The 15,587-nt window shown below is 56.4% G+C and carries 18 protein-coding genes; 8 read left to right on the top strand and 10 right to left on the bottom strand.

Annotated features, from left to right (window positions below):
• The first annotated feature begins 29 nt into the window (after positions 1–29).
• Positions 30–3,374, top strand: a complete 3,345-nt coding sequence (locus VQ067_RS30855; protein ID WP_071537076.1) for a UvrD-helicase domain-containing protein — start codon at positions 30–32, stop codon at positions 3,372–3,374.
• Between the two features lie 9 nt (positions 3,375–3,383).
• Here VQ067_RS30855 and VQ067_RS30850 read toward each other — a convergent pair whose 3' ends face one another.
• The 6 genes from VQ067_RS30850 to VQ067_RS30825 form a co-directional block, all read right to left on the bottom strand.
• Positions 3,384–3,908: a hypothetical protein gene (locus tag VQ067_RS30850; protein WP_340080965.1), complete on the bottom strand. Its 525-nt coding sequence runs from the start codon at positions 3,906–3,908 to the stop codon at positions 3,384–3,386.
• Positions 3,905–4,126: a hypothetical protein gene (locus VQ067_RS30845; protein WP_019437830.1), complete on the bottom strand. Its 222-nt coding sequence runs from the start codon at positions 4,124–4,126 to the stop codon at positions 3,905–3,907. The genes VQ067_RS30850 and VQ067_RS30845 overlap by 4 nt, the downstream gene beginning before the upstream one ends.
• Positions 4,116–4,826, bottom strand: a complete 711-nt coding sequence (locus VQ067_RS30840) for a Crp/Fnr family transcriptional regulator (RefSeq protein WP_010792535.1) — start codon at positions 4,824–4,826, stop codon at positions 4,116–4,118. Before VQ067_RS30840 ends, VQ067_RS30845 begins: the two co-directional genes overlap by 11 nt.
• Positions 4,796–5,239, bottom strand: a complete 444-nt coding sequence (locus tag VQ067_RS30835; protein ID WP_010792534.1) for a hypothetical protein — start codon at positions 5,237–5,239, stop codon at positions 4,796–4,798. The genes VQ067_RS30840 and VQ067_RS30835 overlap by 31 nt, the downstream gene beginning before the upstream one ends.
• A gap of 75 nt (positions 5,240–5,314) precedes the next feature.
• Entirely contained in the window at positions 5,315–5,578 is a 264-nt protein-coding gene (locus tag VQ067_RS30830) for a hypothetical protein (protein WP_010792533.1), read from the bottom strand.
• On the bottom strand, positions 5,575–6,609 hold the full coding sequence (locus VQ067_RS30825) for a hypothetical protein (protein ID WP_020190417.1): 1,035 nt from the start codon (positions 6,607–6,609) through the stop codon (positions 5,575–5,577). Before VQ067_RS30825 ends, VQ067_RS30830 begins: the two co-directional genes overlap by 4 nt.
• 124 nt (positions 6,610–6,733) lie before the next feature.
• Here VQ067_RS30825 and VQ067_RS30820 point away from each other — a divergent pair, with 124 nt between their 5' ends.
• Positions 6,734–7,102, top strand: coding sequence for a PilZ domain-containing protein (locus tag VQ067_RS30820; protein WP_010794320.1), 369 nt, complete (start codon positions 6,734–6,736; stop codon positions 7,100–7,102).
• A 450-nt stretch (positions 7,103–7,552) separates the two neighbouring features.
• Here the strand turns inward: VQ067_RS30820 and VQ067_RS30815 are convergent, their stop codons facing one another.
• Genes VQ067_RS30815 through VQ067_RS30805 form a run of 3 tightly spaced genes read right to left on the bottom strand, consistent with a single transcriptional unit; the run spans position 7,553 to position 10,221 of the window.
• A complete protein-coding gene (locus VQ067_RS30815; RefSeq protein ID WP_010794319.1) occupies positions 7,553–8,686 on the bottom strand; it encodes a hypothetical protein in 1,134 nt (377 codons plus the stop codon).
• A gap of 3 nt (positions 8,687–8,689) precedes the next feature.
• Positions 8,690–9,235: a tetratricopeptide repeat protein gene (locus VQ067_RS30810; RefSeq protein WP_170831727.1), complete on the bottom strand. Its 546-nt coding sequence runs from the start codon at positions 9,233–9,235 to the stop codon at positions 8,690–8,692.
• Positions 9,236–9,249: 14 nt separating this feature from the next.
• Positions 9,250–10,221: a DNA replication terminus site-binding protein gene (locus VQ067_RS30805; RefSeq protein ID WP_058199397.1), complete on the bottom strand. Its 972-nt coding sequence runs from the start codon at positions 10,219–10,221 to the stop codon at positions 9,250–9,252.
• A 184-nt stretch (positions 10,222–10,405) separates the two neighbouring features.
• On the opposite strand from VQ067_RS30805, the gene VQ067_RS30800 reads away from it, so the two are divergent.
• From VQ067_RS30800 to VQ067_RS30780, 6 genes are all read left to right on the top strand, one after another.
• Entirely contained in the window at positions 10,406–10,732 is a 327-nt protein-coding gene (locus VQ067_RS30800; protein ID WP_019486681.1) for a hypothetical protein, read from the top strand.
• A gap of 31 nt (positions 10,733–10,763) precedes the next feature.
• Positions 10,764–10,994, top strand: coding sequence for a hypothetical protein (locus tag VQ067_RS30795; RefSeq protein WP_019486682.1), 231 nt, complete (start codon positions 10,764–10,766; stop codon positions 10,992–10,994).
• 107 nt (positions 10,995–11,101) lie between these two features.
• Positions 11,102–12,754 carry a sel1 repeat family protein gene (locus tag VQ067_RS30790; RefSeq protein WP_025991906.1) on the top strand — a complete coding sequence of 551 codons (1,653 nt, stop codon included), beginning with the start codon at positions 11,102–11,104 and terminating at the stop codon, positions 12,752–12,754.
• Positions 12,741–13,364 carry a DUF922 domain-containing protein gene (locus tag VQ067_RS33555; RefSeq protein WP_019437821.1) on the top strand — a complete coding sequence of 208 codons (624 nt, stop codon included), beginning with the start codon at positions 12,741–12,743 and terminating at the stop codon, positions 13,362–13,364. The genes VQ067_RS30790 and VQ067_RS33555 overlap by 14 nt, the downstream gene beginning before the upstream one ends.
• A 24-nt stretch (positions 13,365–13,388) precedes the next feature.
• Positions 13,389–14,501 carry an endonuclease/exonuclease/phosphatase family protein gene (locus tag VQ067_RS30785; protein WP_019437820.1) on the top strand — a complete coding sequence of 371 codons (1,113 nt, stop codon included), beginning with the start codon at positions 13,389–13,391 and terminating at the stop codon, positions 14,499–14,501.
• Between the two features lie 119 nt (positions 14,502–14,620).
• Complete coding sequence (locus tag VQ067_RS30780; RefSeq protein WP_023111123.1) at positions 14,621–14,827, top strand: hypothetical protein; 207 nt, start codon at positions 14,621–14,623, stop codon at positions 14,825–14,827.
• Between the two features lie 44 nt (positions 14,828–14,871).
• Here the strand turns inward: VQ067_RS30780 and VQ067_RS30775 are convergent, their stop codons facing one another.
• Complete coding sequence (locus VQ067_RS30775; protein ID WP_019437818.1) at positions 14,872–15,498, bottom strand: cyclic nucleotide-binding domain-containing protein; 627 nt, start codon at positions 15,496–15,498, stop codon at positions 14,872–14,874.
• Positions 15,499–15,587: the final 89 nt, after the last annotated feature.

Genomic DNA, 15,587 nt, shown 5'->3' with positions numbered 1-15,587 from the left:
GGTTCCATCAATCGAACGGAGCCGCACTGATGACCGCTTTCCAATCCCTACCTGCCATCCCTCACCTTGAGCCGATCTTTGCAGCCATAGCAGCTGCTAATCCTCATGACGGCCAAGCCCGGGCGGACTCCATTGACCCCCGTCGCTCGCTGGCACTCCTCGCCCCCGCAGGATCAGGAAAAACCACTCAGCTTCTCTTCCGCATGCTGGCCTGCCTCACGGTAGTAGAGCGCCCGGAAGAGATTCTGGCTATTACGTTCACTACCAAGGCCGCCGGCGAGATTCTGGAGCGCGTGACCAGTGCCCTGGCCCTGGCTGCCACAGGAGTGGAACCGGTCCAAGCTCACGAGAAGCCGCTGTATCAGCTCGGCCGCCTGGTTCTCGAACGTGATCGGCTGCTGGGTTGGAACCTGATCTTGAACCCGTCTCGCCTGCGCATCATGACGTTCGATGCCTTCTGCGCCTACCTGGCCGGCAAAACACCGATCATGAGTGGACTGGGTGGCGGTAAAACCGTCGAGGACCCTGCGTTGATCTACCGCAGCGCGATTCTTGACACCCTTGGCAGCGTGAACTCGGATGATATCCCTGAAGAGCTCCGTGACGCGCTGGAAGCAGTGCTCACCTTCGCCCGCAACCGTTTCGAACTGCTGGTGCCGATGTTCTCGGCGCTGCTCTCCAAGCGCGATCAGTGGGCCGGCGAGATCATGACCCTGGACCTCCCAGGCATGGAGCTGGCGATCGCTGAAATGGTTGCCAAGCATGCCGCCGAGGCAATCACGGTACTGGGCGGTTCTCCGTTGACCCAGGCGATGGACATCCTGCAGCACGCTTCCGGGGTATACGATGGCTTCGGGTGGGCAGCCCAGCGTCCCGCTTTGGCCATCAACCAGACCTCCCTGGACTATCTGCGCGGCTTTGCCGGGTTTGCTCTTACAAGCGAAAACACTCTTCGCAAGTCCGTAAACGTGAAGAATGGCTTCCCCGCAGGCGAGCCGCTCACCAAGGACATGAACGCCCTGCTCAAGGGGCTGAAGGACGATCCAAAGGTGGAGCTCTACAGCGAAGCCTTGGTCACGCTCAAGACTCTTCCAGACCTGCAGTACCCTCAGGGCAGCGCCGCGATGTGCCAGCACTTCACAGTGATTCTGCGCTACCTGCTCGCGAACCTAACCCTCACCTTCGATGGCACCGCCACGATCGACTTCCAGGAAGTAGCTCAGCGCGCAATCCAGTCCTTGGGCCTCGGTGACGAAGTCGGCGACGCTCTGTTGGACGAGGACCGTATCAACCACCTGATGGTGGACGAGTTTCAGGATACTTCGCCCTCTCAGTTCGAGCTCCTGCAGCGCCTGGTCGCACACTGGGAAGACGATGACTCGCGATCGGTATTTTTCTGTGGTGATGGTTTCCAATCCATCTACCTGTTCCGAGCAGCAACCGTGGAGCTGTTCATCAACATGGTGATGAGCAAGGTGTTCGGTCCGAAGTCTCTGGAGATTCACCGCCTCACTGTCAATTTCCGCTCTGCGCCGGGTGTGGTGGAGTGGAATAACCGAGCCTACGGAAAAGTGTTCGCCAAGTCGGACTTTCCTTTCGTGCCGTCGATTCCGTTTCGAACCGTGGACGGGGGCGTGCATATTCGGCCCATCACCACTGGCCCCATTGGTGAAGCTCAGGAGGTGGTGAATATCATCAAGGAGGCCCTGGCCAAGAACCCGGAGCAGACCATTGCTATCCTGGTACGTGGGCGGTCTCACCTGAAGCACATCCTGCCAGCCCTGAAGGAAGCGGGAATTCCTACAGCTGGCCAGAATATCGATCCAATTGCCGAATCCGCCCCAGTGTCTGAAGTAATCGCGTTGATCCGCGCCCTCTGGCACGCAGCTGATCGTACCTCGTGGTTGGCAATGCTCCGTTCGGCGTTCGTAGGCCTATCATGGGACGATTGCCGGATCATTGCTCAGGGCGGCAAGGTGATCCGTGGTGCCCTGAATGATGATCAGCTGATTGCCACTCTGAGCCCAGATGGCCAAGTGCGTGTTGAACGCCTGAACAAGGTAATGGAGCGTATCGAACGCTCCGCGCGCGGCACTGAGTTGGTTTGGGCCGCTAAAGCCGCCTGGGTTGCCCTGGGCGGCCCTGCTACCGTTGATTCCGTCGAAATGGCTGATGTGGAGACCGTCTTCCGCGTGCTCGCTCAGCACACGAGCAACGGGGCCCTGCAGGACCCGCAAGCGTTCTTCCGTGCCCTGGATAACCTCTATGCATCACCCAAAGCAGGGGTTGTCCAGGTCATGACAATCCACAACGCCAAGGGCCTCGAATACGATAGCGTCATCCTGCCAGGCCTTAATCGAACCGGTGCAACCGACGACACACCGCTGTTCTACTGGCGCAACCTGGCCGGCACCTTTGCCCTGGCCCCGAATGTTGGTGACCAAGACGAATCCTCTCCAGAGAGCCGGCTTTTCAAGTTCATCGGTCGACAAGTCAAGAAGGACATCTTGGATGAGGTGTCGCGCCTGGCGTACGTGGGTACTACCCGCGCCAAATGCGATTGCTACCTGCTGGCGGCTGTCGACAAATTCGACGAGGACAAGCCGATCCGAGTAGCTTCCGGTTCGCTGCTGAGCTGCCTCTGGCCTGAGCTTGAGGAGGACTTCTACGAGGCCGAACCGGGGGTACCGATTACTGCTGACGTGTCAGTAGAGGTTCCCTCGAAGGCGCGACTGAGCGCATCGTTCACCGTCGAACTACCGCGCGGCATCTTCATCCCAGCGGCGAGTAACGATCAGATCCCGACCGAGAACGAACTGGCAGACGAGTTGAGGGAAGAGGAGGGTAATGACTACCGAGCGAAGACCATCGGGGTTGTTTATCACCGAGTCGTCGAGTTGATTTCCAAAGAAGGGATCGAGGCCTGGAGCATCGAGCGGTTGCAAACCAAGAAACAGGCGATCGCCGCACTTCTGCGTCGTGAAGGTTATCCCGCCGCTGAAGTCCCTGCTGGTGTTGCGCGAATCCACCATCTGGTGGAGCGGACTATCAGCAGCACCCATGGTCGGTGGATTCTCAAAAAGCGGGAGAGTGGTGGCCAAGAAGTCCAGGTCAGCTCCTACCGAAACTCGCGGTGGGTGCATCGATACCTGGACCGTCCCTTCGTTGATGATGGGGTGTACTGGATCATTGACTGGAAAACACCGGACTGCCCGGAAGGAATGCCTGTTGAGCAGTTCCTCAGCCGGGAAGTGAATCGCTATGCGCCCAAAATGCGGGAATACAAGCAGGCGGTCCAGGATGCCGGTGTCACCCTGCCAGTGAAGCTGGCGCTCTTCCTGCCGGCAGTAGACCGCCTGGTTGAGGTGGCCTGAGACCTGAGGTCAGAAGCGCTCCAGTTTGAATGGTAGCGAGAACCGGCATCTGGAAAGGAGAGGGCGCGAATTAAGCGCCTTCTTCTTTTTCATCGAGGCAAGAACCTCAGCTCGGAGTTGAATCAGGTTGGAGAACAACTCGGGGTGGTGCTCGATCTCCAGAATCTTGTCGTTGAAAGCGAGGATTCCAAGCACATTGTTGGAGGTGAATTCGGCCCGGGCGATACCGATGTAGAGCACGATCTGAAAATACTCCCTCGGCCGGACACGCCTGGCCCATCGCCGACTCTTGAACTCGCCGACGATGATCCTACCGCTACGCTTATGGCGGAAGATTGCGTCAGGCTCCCCACCGACACCACGCCAGCGAATTCTCTTCCTTGCATGCCCTTTCCCAAGATCGGAGCTGATCAACTCGTAAGCTGCCGGATCAAGACCGAAAGCCCGAAAAATATCGTCCTTGGATTTTCCCTTGACGGCGAGGTAGAGGAAAAATGCGGCTAACAGTACAGCAATGACTACGATAAGGTTCATCGAGGCAAAACCTCGAAGTAGATCAGAGCAGCGATGAACAGGCCGGCACCTATGAGGAAAACGAGCTTGCTCGGTGACTTGCCGATAGTCTCATGAGCGCGATTACCGTAGCGGGTAGCTTTTGCGTTGTAGGCTTTACCGCCAGCCCTGATGTAATCGTCCGGTGACTCGGCGTATGCAGCGATTTTGCTTACCGCAATATTGGCTTCAGTCGGCATTGAGGCCCTCCTTGCCATGTGCAAAGAAGAACCGTTTGTAGCCGCTGAAGACAACCAGTCCTTTTTCCTGGAACAGGTGGAAGGCACGAGAAGCTGAGCGGCGTTCCACGCCCGCGAGGCGGCGGATTTCTTCCCTCGTGGCCTTCACCTCTACACCCCCCGGCCGGTGCGCGACATCGGGGTGGGAAGCCAGATTCACAACTACACGCCAGATCTTGTCCTGGTCCTTCATTTGCACCGTCGAGGCCGCGGTTGCGTGCTTGGTCAGAAGGTTCAGCTCGGCCGCCATCAGCACGACCTCGCTGTTCTTCATGTCGTTCATGAAGGCGTTGAACTTGTCCTTCGATACTTTCAGGAGCGAAGCGCTGCCTCGGACCACATAGGTGAATTTCAGGTCGGTATGTCGGGAAGGAACGATGATGTCGCCGCGCCGCAGCGTGTCAATGAATAGCGGTTTCAAGTTCGGGTCCGGCGGGACGGTCGAAACAACCATCGTCCCGTTGAGGAGGATGTAGAAGTCACCGTGATTTGCGTCGATTTCAATGCCGGCTGGGTGGTCGACCACTCGGCCGTATTGGTGCGCCATCATTAACCAGCTAGCCCAGCTACCCGCGGTCAGCGAGGAACTCTTGAACCAGCTGGGTTCTGGCGTGGAGAGTACCGACACAGTCACTTGTCGCTTGGCTGTGCTGTTTGGCATTTGGCAGGGTCCTTCAGTTCGTATTGCGCTTGGTACGTCTCTATCCGCAGGTTCACCCCTGATGGAACGGGTAAGGCGATCAGAGACGCTACAGCGATGGACGTGGGGTTCATCACCAGAAGGACATTTCTGAGTCGCTTCGCTTCAGGAATGCGGAGCCCCTTCTGGCCCTTACTCACCATTTCTCGAAGGAAGACATAGCGCCGGCGCTCAGTTTTCAGCGCCAGGGGTCCCCTGACCTGTACGCCCTCAATGGAGAGGAGGGCATTCTTGATCAGAGTTGCAGCTTGTCGAACGGTCTGGATGTGCAAGCCGTCGATAACGACGTAGAAGCTGTCGGCGCGAAATTGGCTTCGCTTCGCTCGGGGCGAGGCCAGGTCCCAGGCAACATGGGTTTTTGCTTCCACAAGCATTCAACGAGCCCCTCGAGGCAGTCAGTTTCCCTAATAGTGGAAACTGACTGCCCCTATTTCAGGGTTTCGTGAAAATTATTGTTGGTAGGTCAGCGCCTTGCGCGCGTGATAGACGGCCTTTTCGAAGGAGCGTTGGCTTCCACGGATGCGCAGCACATCCAGTACCCGCGGGTTTCGCCTGACCTGGATGCTTTTGGGCCCAGCCAGCATCCCCAACACCAGGTCATAGCTATCGAGTAGAGCTCGATCATCCAGTTCGAGCACAGTGGTGAGGGTTTTCTTGTGCCGGTCGAGCGCCGCTTCGATCGCAGCCTTTTTCCAGGACTCCAACAGCTTCACTGGTGATTCTCCATTGCTCTGAATTGCTTGCCGTACTTTATCCGGTACACCCGGGCCTGGTGCATGAAAACCACCCACAGTCCGCCGAAAAACCAGACCAGCGCAAAAGGCGTGGCGAAAGAGAGTAAGGCTGAGCTAATCACATTGTGGGCCTCTGTTGGGTATTCGTCGTCGACGACAACGCGGTACAGCTCGTGATTCTTGTACAGCGTGACCAGCACTTTCTGGTTGGCATCAACCCCTCGGAAAACCTCTACGTCACCTCGGTCAACCACACTGAGCCAGCCTGTCAGGCTCGTTGTTGCATTGCCCACAGACTGCAGCACCTGGGTGATGGACTCAGTCGATACGTGTTTAGCGATCGAGGTGATCGGAACTGCATCTCCCACCCACTCGAAACAGGTGATGGGGAGGTGATCGCATTGAAAGCGGAAACGGCCTTCGTAGGTAGCGGTGAGTTCTTTCTGGTATGTCAACCGTTCGTTCAGCAAGTGTTGCTGGATGTAGTAGGGGAAGATGAAATGAATCCAACCCTGGAAAGTGACGAAAACGCAGATGAAAAAGGTGATATGGATTCTAAAGAAGGATTTGAATCCCCCTAATGCAAACCTGACCAGCAATGAGCCGAACACGAGAGCCATCATGAACACGTCTCCGCGCTGGCGCTCGCTGGAAGAAATCTCATGCCCAAATAGAAGACAAAGCTGTTGCCACAGCTTGTTCCAAAGGTTGAACTCCTCTTGGCCGATCGCAACCACGAAAATGATCAGAAGCCAAGTCAAATCGACAGTCCTGCGGAAATGGCAGTAGATTCCTGACCACAACGCCATGAAGAAGATGAAAACTCCGAAATCTTCCAGCACCTGATTCAGCGTCAGATCACGCCAGCTCCCGTCACTGGGAATCGAGTTCAGCACTGAAACAACAGCAAACATGACCAGGAAGAGTGGGGCATGGAGCTGCCAAGGGATGATGTGAGAGCGGTAAGACCAGGCCCTGGGCCACGAGAGGAAAGAGGAAATCGCGGGCATTGCTTTTGGCTCGAAACGTTGGAAGCCATTGATACTATGGAGTTCCTGTACAGCTACCAGCCAAATTGCCCTCGGGATTTTCGGTCGCTGATGCACCCAAGAAGTACGAAATGAGGACGTTTGAATGACGGCAGCCAATCGTCGTTATACGCGGTACGCGATTCCAGAGAACTCACTGCAAAAGCAACAGATCAAGACCAAGGGGGTGCTCGGTTTCCTTGCGGGGTGGGGAGATTGCCGGGTGCGCGACATCTCCTACGCCGGCGCGCTGGTTCTGACGGACAAGAAAATCGGGATCGGTGATCAGGTGCTGTTGCGGCTGACGGAAAAGGATGGCGGGGTGATGGATTTCGAAGGCACCGTGGCCAACTGCTCTAAGGACCCGATCACCCACCAGTTCCGAGTTGGGGTAGCCCTAAGCGAGCCCGAGGCGGACCGTCGCGAAAAAGGATTCCTGCTGCAGCTGCAGGATCGGTACCGACCAGTGGCCTAGAAGAATAAAATGCCCGACTCATGGAGTCGGGCATTTATAAGTCGGGGAAACGCGCGCACCACAGACGATGTTGAGGGGGGGGGTGTCTTAGGATAGGGACCTAATGCGTTTCCCCAAAAAGCAAAATTCAGTATCTCTGCCCAGGCAGGAGGGACAAGGCGTGGCGTTAAGCGACACAATTGCCCCTGCGCCCACATTTTCACCGAAGCGGAAGCCTGTGAGAAGGCCAATAGCCTTCATTTCAGAATCAATTTAGCAGAAATTGAGGTTCTGTCTCAGACTGAGCATTCGAGATCAACAGATGGCATCGGACGCAACCGACTAAACACACCATTTCGTAGGCGATTCACTATGCCCGGGCATGACCTACGACCGTCGTGGCCTGAAAAAGTTCCATGAGCCGAGTTTCGCATGCGAAACTGAAAACGCCCTCAGGGAGGGCGTTAGGGGCTAAGCTCGGGCTGGACTGCCGAAGATTCGCTTGAGAAGCGGGGCCCGCTTCTCCTCTTCGGGAATCAGCGGGATAGCCCCATAGCGCGCCCCGGATGCAGCCGAGTAGTAGAGGAACTGCATTCTGTCCCCTTTGAGCCCTACGTAAGGCGCCGCCTGGACGATAGCCCGGTTCATCTCAGCATTCGCAGTCTGAGCCATTTGCAGATCGAACCCGAAGATCAGTCGGGTTTCGAAATGGTCCCACTGCGATGCCTTGAGGACCGGGGCCATGAGCACAACGTTGATGCCCTGGCTGCTTGCTAAACGCAGGCCTGCCTGGAAGCTCGCTGAATCCTCATCGATATTCAAGCCGTCCAGGATAATAGAGCGGCCGGCCGGTGAGTTCTTCGTCAACGCTGCGACATGAGGCGCAATGATCGCTTCAAGCGAATACCGTTCTGCAGGAACGATCGAGACAGTGAGACAGGCATCCTTTGCACGAGAGCCGAGTATCAGCGAACTCAGGTCTTCAGATGCAGCGTGTCGCATCACCAGGTGGTTGCGGCTGTAGTGATTGATGTAGCTGTCACCGTCCACCCGATCTCGAACGATGATCACCTGCAGCCCATTCAGCTTGTTCAGGATCGCCTCTTGATCGATGTAGCGGCTGGCCAACTTGGCATCGGGTTGGGCTACCAAGGTATGCCCATGATATCCCCGACCCATGATCACCTGAGAGTTCGCCATGTAGCCGTAACGGTTCTTGAACTTCAGAAGAGTTTCGGGCTTGTCATCGTTTGGATCGATCGGATCGTTCTTCACATACGTCACCAGGGCGTCGAAGTTGCCAAAGTTGTACATGGTTGCCACCAAGTTCTTCGGCGGGATCTGCTGGTGAACGGGCTCAGGGCCAGGCAGGGTGAGGTTCAAGACCATGCGCATGAACTCGACCATTTGTTGAGGTCGTTCAAGCTGAAGAATCTCCGCGGGAGTGCGAATCGCCTGGAGCCCAGGGATTTCTGGACCGAAGGTGTCAGAGGTGCTGCTGTAACTCTCGCGTCCATAGGCCCGGGCAACTATGGCTTCTGCCTGGGACAACGACAGGCCGAAGGCCAGTTGGTCGACAAGGCGTTTGCACTGAATTTGGTACATGAATCAGGAGTCCAGAAGCGTAGAGAGTGGTTGGTTGCGCTCGACAAAGCTGAGATAGGCTTCGTGCAGCTTCATATCGGAATGGTCAGTGATCGCGCCTGCTAGCAGGCGGTATGCCCTGCGGAGATCAGGAACGATGTCAGCGGTACCGTTCTCCAGGAGCTTTACCAGCTCGAGGATCGCCGTCACGTATCCCGCAGTGGCAGCACGCTCGATGAGATTGAGACCGAGCATGGGGTCCGCATCGGGTCGTTTGCGAAGAAGGTTCTGCATGCCAAATGAGTAGAGGGCGACCTTCGAGGGGGGGTTGGTCACACACGCCAATCTGAGCCAGTGATCGCTCTTGACCTGATCGACTTCCACGCCAATCCCCTGATTCAAGCACCGGGCAACCTGGAACATCGCATCGCTGCTTCCCTCCTCGGCAAGCTCCAGCAAGTCGCGGTACGCATTCCCTCGGCAGCGATCATCATTGGATGAGAGATCTCTGGTGAGGCTGGCAAGCCGCAGGAGGGTTTCTCGGCTCTTGGTGTCTACTGCACGGCTCAAATTCGTGTTCCCTATCATTCTTGCGCTGCTCGCTTGTTGCGCCCACGGCTACGTGATTCAAACGCCCCAAAAGCCCTGTGCTTCACGTCGTACTGGTGAACGCTCATTCCCGGTACGCGAGGCTCTGGTTCCAAAAGCGCTCGTATCGAGCGCTTCTTTTTTTCTTCCATTGGGCAGTAGTTCTTTAGAGGCTTTATGAGCGGCCGGGCACAGGAAACGTCATAAACGAACGGCACCGGCGCAGAGCAGATGTACGGCTCAATGTCACCATCGGTCACCCTTGCCCGTATATGGGGAGTACCGAGTCGATGAACCGCTACCTGTTCATCAAGAGGCAATTTCTCAAGCTGTTCAAGCGAAAGCAGCACGCTGCTTTCCACCGAGCCTTGAACTACCTCGTCGCGAGATGGCCGGTGGCCAAAGGTGGCATGAAGCTCGTCTTCACATACCTTGATCAGGTCTCGCACCAACCATCGCTTCGTTATCGAGCCCGTATCCCAGTAGAAGCGAATCAGCTGGGGGTCATGCAGAATCGGGGTTACCCGCATAGCCTGCAGGCTGGATATGCCGTAGTGATCTTTCGCTTTCCAGATCCGCTTCCGCTCAGCAGGCTTGGCCTTCTCGATCAGGTCGAACAGATGCATTCGAAGCCTATTGGTTTCGCGGATTCGATCCAAAGCCAATGCGGGCAGACCTATGGCACCAGGAGAGCGAAGAGTTTCCTTGGCACTTTGCCCCTCACCCAGCCAAATGGTTGTCAGGGTTTCAATGGCAAGGGAAATGCCCGTCTCGCCATCTGGCGTGGCGATTTCGATCCCAGCATTCTTGTCAACCGTAGGAGACTTCCTGAGAGGCACCTGGAAAAGGGCGTCGATCCGGATATGTGCTTTCGATTTCTCCAGCAAGAAGGCCAGTTCCTTGAGTGACTTGTCCAGGGTTGGTATCAGCTCCCTGCATTCTTCTTCGATGGTCCGGGGGAAGCTCATTCGCATACACCGTTTAGTTTGATATCGACACTTTAACGGCCGAGAAAGGGAAGTGAAGGCATCGTGGCTATCTCTGTAGTATCAAAGCTTGCGGGAACCAGGTGGGAAATTGAGGACCAAGCGTTATTTTGAGGGGAATGAAGAAAACCATCATCCCGCAGGCACTAGAGCTAGGAATACGTCCATGCGAAAGCTGATCCTCCACCTGAAAGGGGAGTATTTCGATGAAATCAAGGCTGGCCGCAAGCCCAAGGAATACAGACTGGTCACCCCATACTGGGAAAAGCGGCTGGTAGGGCGCTCCTACGACTGTATCGAGCTGGCGCGGGGATATCCTAAACGGGGTGATACCGAGAACCGGCTGACACTGCCTTGGAAAGGGGTCCAAAGGGAAACAATCATCCACCGCCACTTTGGCCCGCATCATGTGGAAGTGTTTGCGATCAACGTAGCTGTCGAGCCGAAAGACAGGAGTCCTGGGGCTGCTGGCCCGTTTCATAACGAGGGATAGTTGATCAATCGGCACGCCACGGAGACAAGGAATGGCAAAGAGGAATACGTTCAAGACCTTGAAAGACGGGGTGTACTTGGCGCGGTGTCGCGAGTCGAGCCTATTGGCCGCAGCTTCGAACGGGCATTCCATCATCTGGCCAGAGGCCAGAATGGTCATCAAAGGCGATACGGCTTATTTCTATCACGAGGGCAAGAAGGTCTGGTCTTGCAACATGACTTACGCGGCGAACAACTTCGACGTTGGAGCCCTGGCCGAGTAAGGATTAGCCATCGCTGTCCCCCGGGGGATCTCCGCACCGTCCTTTCAGTTGGAACCTTCACCGAAGTCGTTACCATGCTCTCCATTCGATGAATGGAGCTCTCCTCGGTGGTTCTTCAAAAAGCGTTGCAGTCCAGTAAGAACCTGGGCGACCTCACCCAAGCATGGATACGAGAGATAACCGCCCGCACTAAGGCTGAAAACGTGGTTTCCACGGTGAAGCTTACTGTCGGAGATACCGCCTCTCTCGTCGCTCCTGCCGCTCTGGTGGCGGAAGTTATTCTGAAGACCGGTCTTGCGGATGAGAAAACGCCTTTGCGTGTTCTTCTCATTGGACGTGATCCCATGATTCGACTGGACCATTCGGTCTGGGCGAGCCTTGCCGGCGAGATGCTCGGGCGCCCCGGAGAGGTCGAAATTTTCCTAACCCAGGCTGAGCAAGCCATTACCAGTATGTATCCCGTGGCTCAGGCCCTGCGGCTTCCGCACTGCGGCGTAATGCTCAATGAGGAAATCCTCGCTGCGGATCGACCGGAGATTGATCTGGCGATCTGGGTACACCCCGCCGCAGAAGTCGATTCTCCCGATGAGCAGAACTATCTCCAAATCGCAGTGCATCTTCAGAAGAAAGCAGTGCCCGTCGCTGCCTGCGTGTTCAATGAGACTGACCTTCATGGACAGAACATTATCTTGAGCAGCTCAGGCCTCCATCTCGTCCCGCTCGGGGAGGGTCTGAAGAGGGGGAGCAAAGCGATCAACCGCTTTGGCATTTCAAGCCGAAACGTGGGCCTGGAAGGAGGGTGGGGAGCAGTTCTCTGTCACCTGACTGATTCCGAGGTGCGGCGCGCTGACAACGAGGTTGCCCTGGTCAAGGCAGCTCTGTCGCTACTTCGCCTTGAGGGCGGCATTGCCAGTTCATGGGCACTCGGCCAGCGAATCAACGGCGTGGCCTTTAACCGGATCATCCCCATAGGGCTCCTCGGCAATATGGCGGTTGAGCCAACAACTGGTCATCTGCTGGCGCATGATGACGAATCCAATCGTCTGGCAATTCTCGGCCACCTCTGGAACGAAAAGCGAAAAGCCATGCCTTCTGGAGGAGAAGAACTTCTCATCTGGGCGGCAGGGGTGAAGCTCTCATTCGGCCAGGCGCTCCCGAAAGAAACTGAAAAGCGTAAATCTGCCATATCTGCTCTTGAGCACGCCTTCGATCAGGGTGCATTGGATGCAGGGATTGCGTTGGCACGAGGATACGAAGCAACGGGGCATGAGGAGAGCCGAGAAAAAGCTCTTCAGCTGTATCGACGTATCGATACCGCGCATCCCTTGAGCGCATATGCTCTTGCGCACGGTGCGGTGTCCTCCGGGGAACAAGCTACGGCCTTGCGTTGCTTTGGCGCGGCCGCCGAAGCCGGTTATCCGCTGGCAATGTCGGACCTTGCCGTGTTCGTCCAGCAGATGAACATCCAAGGGATCGACCCCTGGGCCTTGCTTGCTCAAGCTGCACAGCTTGGCGATCCGGACGCAAATGTGTATCTGGCCGAACGGGAACTGAAGGCAGAAAGGCTACAGCCCTCTCTCGAATACCTCCGTCAGGCATGGCAGATCGGTCACAAGGAAGCACTCAATTTCGCGTTCAACCTGGCGACCTTCATGCAAGGGCAGAAGCTGGGAAACCGCCACAAGCTAAAACAGGAACTCCGGGACATCGAGAACCAAGCCAAGAAGGTGGGTGTCACCCTCACCTATGGCGGAGTTTGATAGTTTCCGCAGGGGCCCCTCAGCCATGCTATTGGTAATGGCGGTAGGCCTAGCCCCTGCAACCGTACTGGCTGACCCCACCGGCGACCCCGTGGTCAATTTCAAAGTCGAGCACTACTGGGTGACGGGGAGGAGTGTCCAGGAAATCCAGGCGTCCATCAGTGAGAACGCCCCAACCAGAAATGGTGACACTTTCTACGCTGGGGCTACGGTTTGGAACTTGGATTCGAGCTATGACTACGTCCCGCTCGCCAGCGGTGGGTGCGCGATCTCCAACCCCCGTGTCACCGTCAATATCACGATCTCCCTACCCGCATTACGGGACGATGTTCCGCGTTCGCCGGGCGTAATTCGAGAGTGGAACAGGTTCTACATCGCGCTTCGCGCTCACGAGTTACTTCATGCCGCAAATGGAAAGCGTACGGCCCAGACACTCCTTTCACGGTTGAGCGGAGTACGCACGGAACTGCCGTGCGAAAGGTTAAGCGTTGTCGTGAGCCAGGCCGGACAGGCGCTCATCAAGAAACTCGGGGAGTACGACTCCCAACTCGATCAGCAAACAAACCATGGCGCGACTCAGGGGGCACTCCTTGACCTCCGTGTACGTTGACGTCCCTACAGAAGGAGTAAACGGTTGAAAGGATTTTTCATAGGCGCGCTTGTGGCCGCCGCGGTTCTGGCCAGCTCGCTGACCTCGGCAGCTGATCTGACCCTCATGTCCTGGAACACCATGAGGTTGGGACAAGGTGGAGAAAAGAGCTTCCCGGCTCTCGCCGAGGTAGCAGGAAAGGCAGACCTGGTCGCCGTCCAAGAGGTCATGAACGAGGAGGGGCTTTCGAGATTGGAGGCCGAACTCGAGAGACGAACTGGGGAGCAGTGGTCGTCGCTGGCCAGCCATGCGGTTGGCTCTCGATCATACAAAGAGCTGTACGGTTTCCTGATGCGAGACAGTGCGGTGGCCTATGAAGACGGCGCGGTGGTCTACATGGATCGCAAAGATCGATTCATTCGGGAGCCATTTTCTGCCCGATTCAAGTCGAAAAGAGACGGGGCCATTTTTGCCGTCGCCAGCATCCATGTGCTCTACGGGAAAGGCCCACAAGACCGTGAGCCGGAGATTCGGGAGCTCGAGAGCTACTGGACCTGGCTGGAAAGCATCTATCCAGACACACCTGTGATGCTGGTAGGTGATTTCAATACGCCTCCCAACGATGCAGCATTCTCCGGGCTATCGCAGCATGCAGCCCCCCTAATCACAAAGGGGGCAACGACGCTTTCCGCACGCGATGGGCTCTACGCCAACTTGTACGACAATATCTGGGTTTCCAGGAAGCTCCACCTGAAGCTGACAGCTGCAGGGATCATGGACTATCCCCGGATGATCGGTTGGAGCAATGAGAAAAGCCGAAAGCACGTGAGCGATCACGCTCCTGTCTTCGTCACACTCGGCAACGCGAAGCTTCCCCAGGGAGTTGTGATGGTGCGGCCGGATGCTGCTAGGAACCGAGTAGCGGGGGATGCAACGAAGCAGATATTCGCAGCAGCCCAATCTCAGAAGGGATCTGCAACTATCGCCTCCAACGTCAGCGCTGGTGCCGGCGCTGTCCGAGGGAATGCAAATTCCCACATCTTCCACCTGCCTGGCTGCCCAAGCTACGACAAAGTGTCGCCTAAAAACCGAGTCGAGTTCAGTGGTGCCCAGGAAGCAGAAGCCGCAGGATACCGGTTGGCTGGGAACTGCCATTGATGAGCCCTGAAGTTCGCGAATGGGCATGGTGCCACAAGCGAATCCAGGGGATGGTAGCCAGGAACATCAAAATGACTTGGGCAGCGGAAGCTGCCCTTTTCCGGAACAGGAGCCAAAACATGCCCATGCTTGCCCCTTGGAGTGACCACGAGCAACCTGATGGAAGCATTCAGGTTCGCTTCAACAATCAGCACCGGTTTACCCTTAATTGGGTTCAGGAGCGGGGCCAGTGGGAGTTGCGTCGGACTGGCCAAGATGAAGTGATCGAGACGGACCAATATCGCAATGATCTCTTCTCCGCCATCCAATCGGGCCGTATCACCTGAGCAGCGCATCGAAGGTAATCCTGCCCTCATCCACAGGTATGGCCTTATGCCTTCAGTACAGTGATATTGCGGCCTGAGCAGATGATCAGGCCCTGTTCCTCGAGCAGCTTCAGCACTCGCCCCGCCGTTTCACGAGAGCAGCTCGCCAACCGACCGAGATCCTGTCGGGTGATTGGAATCACAGTCCCCTCGCTGGCCTTTACTGCAAAGCTCGCATGCACCAGGTCTTGGATCACGCTGACGATGCGGCCGGTTATATCGAGGAAAGCAAGATCCCCCACTTTTCGAGTTGCCGCGCTCAGCCTCTCATTCAGCTGACCACAAACGTCCATCAGCATCTCAGGTGTAGTGAGGACCATCTGCTGGAAATCGGCACCGGACATGAAGGCGACTTGGCATTGTGAGCGGGCCTGTACGCTCACTAGATGGCCATCAACCGCAATCGGGAAAGGCAGGTCACCAAAGTAGTCGCCTGGTTTGAGTAGTCCCAAGATCATCTCGCGACCATCGTTCTCGATCACCAATTGCGCACTGCCTTTGACCAAAAGGTGAGAACCCGCTTCGGGGTGGCCGGGTTGGAGGATATAGGACTTAGCCTTGAAGCTTCGAGACTGCGACTTCGACACAAAGAGTCGAGCATGGCTGTTCAGGGACGAGGGGGTGGACAACATGTCCGTCTCCGTTGGCTCAATCAGACACACACGATAGAGCCCTTCAATGGGAAGCGTTAGTCAAGTCGGTCCTCTGTAATTCCGGCCTC

This window comes from Pseudomonas sp. KBN12P06040, assembly GCF_037574965.1.
Lineage (GTDB): Bacteria > Pseudomonadota > Gammaproteobacteria > Pseudomonadales > Pseudomonadaceae > Pseudomonas > Pseudomonas aeruginosa.
This window is presented reverse-complemented; position numbering and strand designations above follow the sequence as displayed.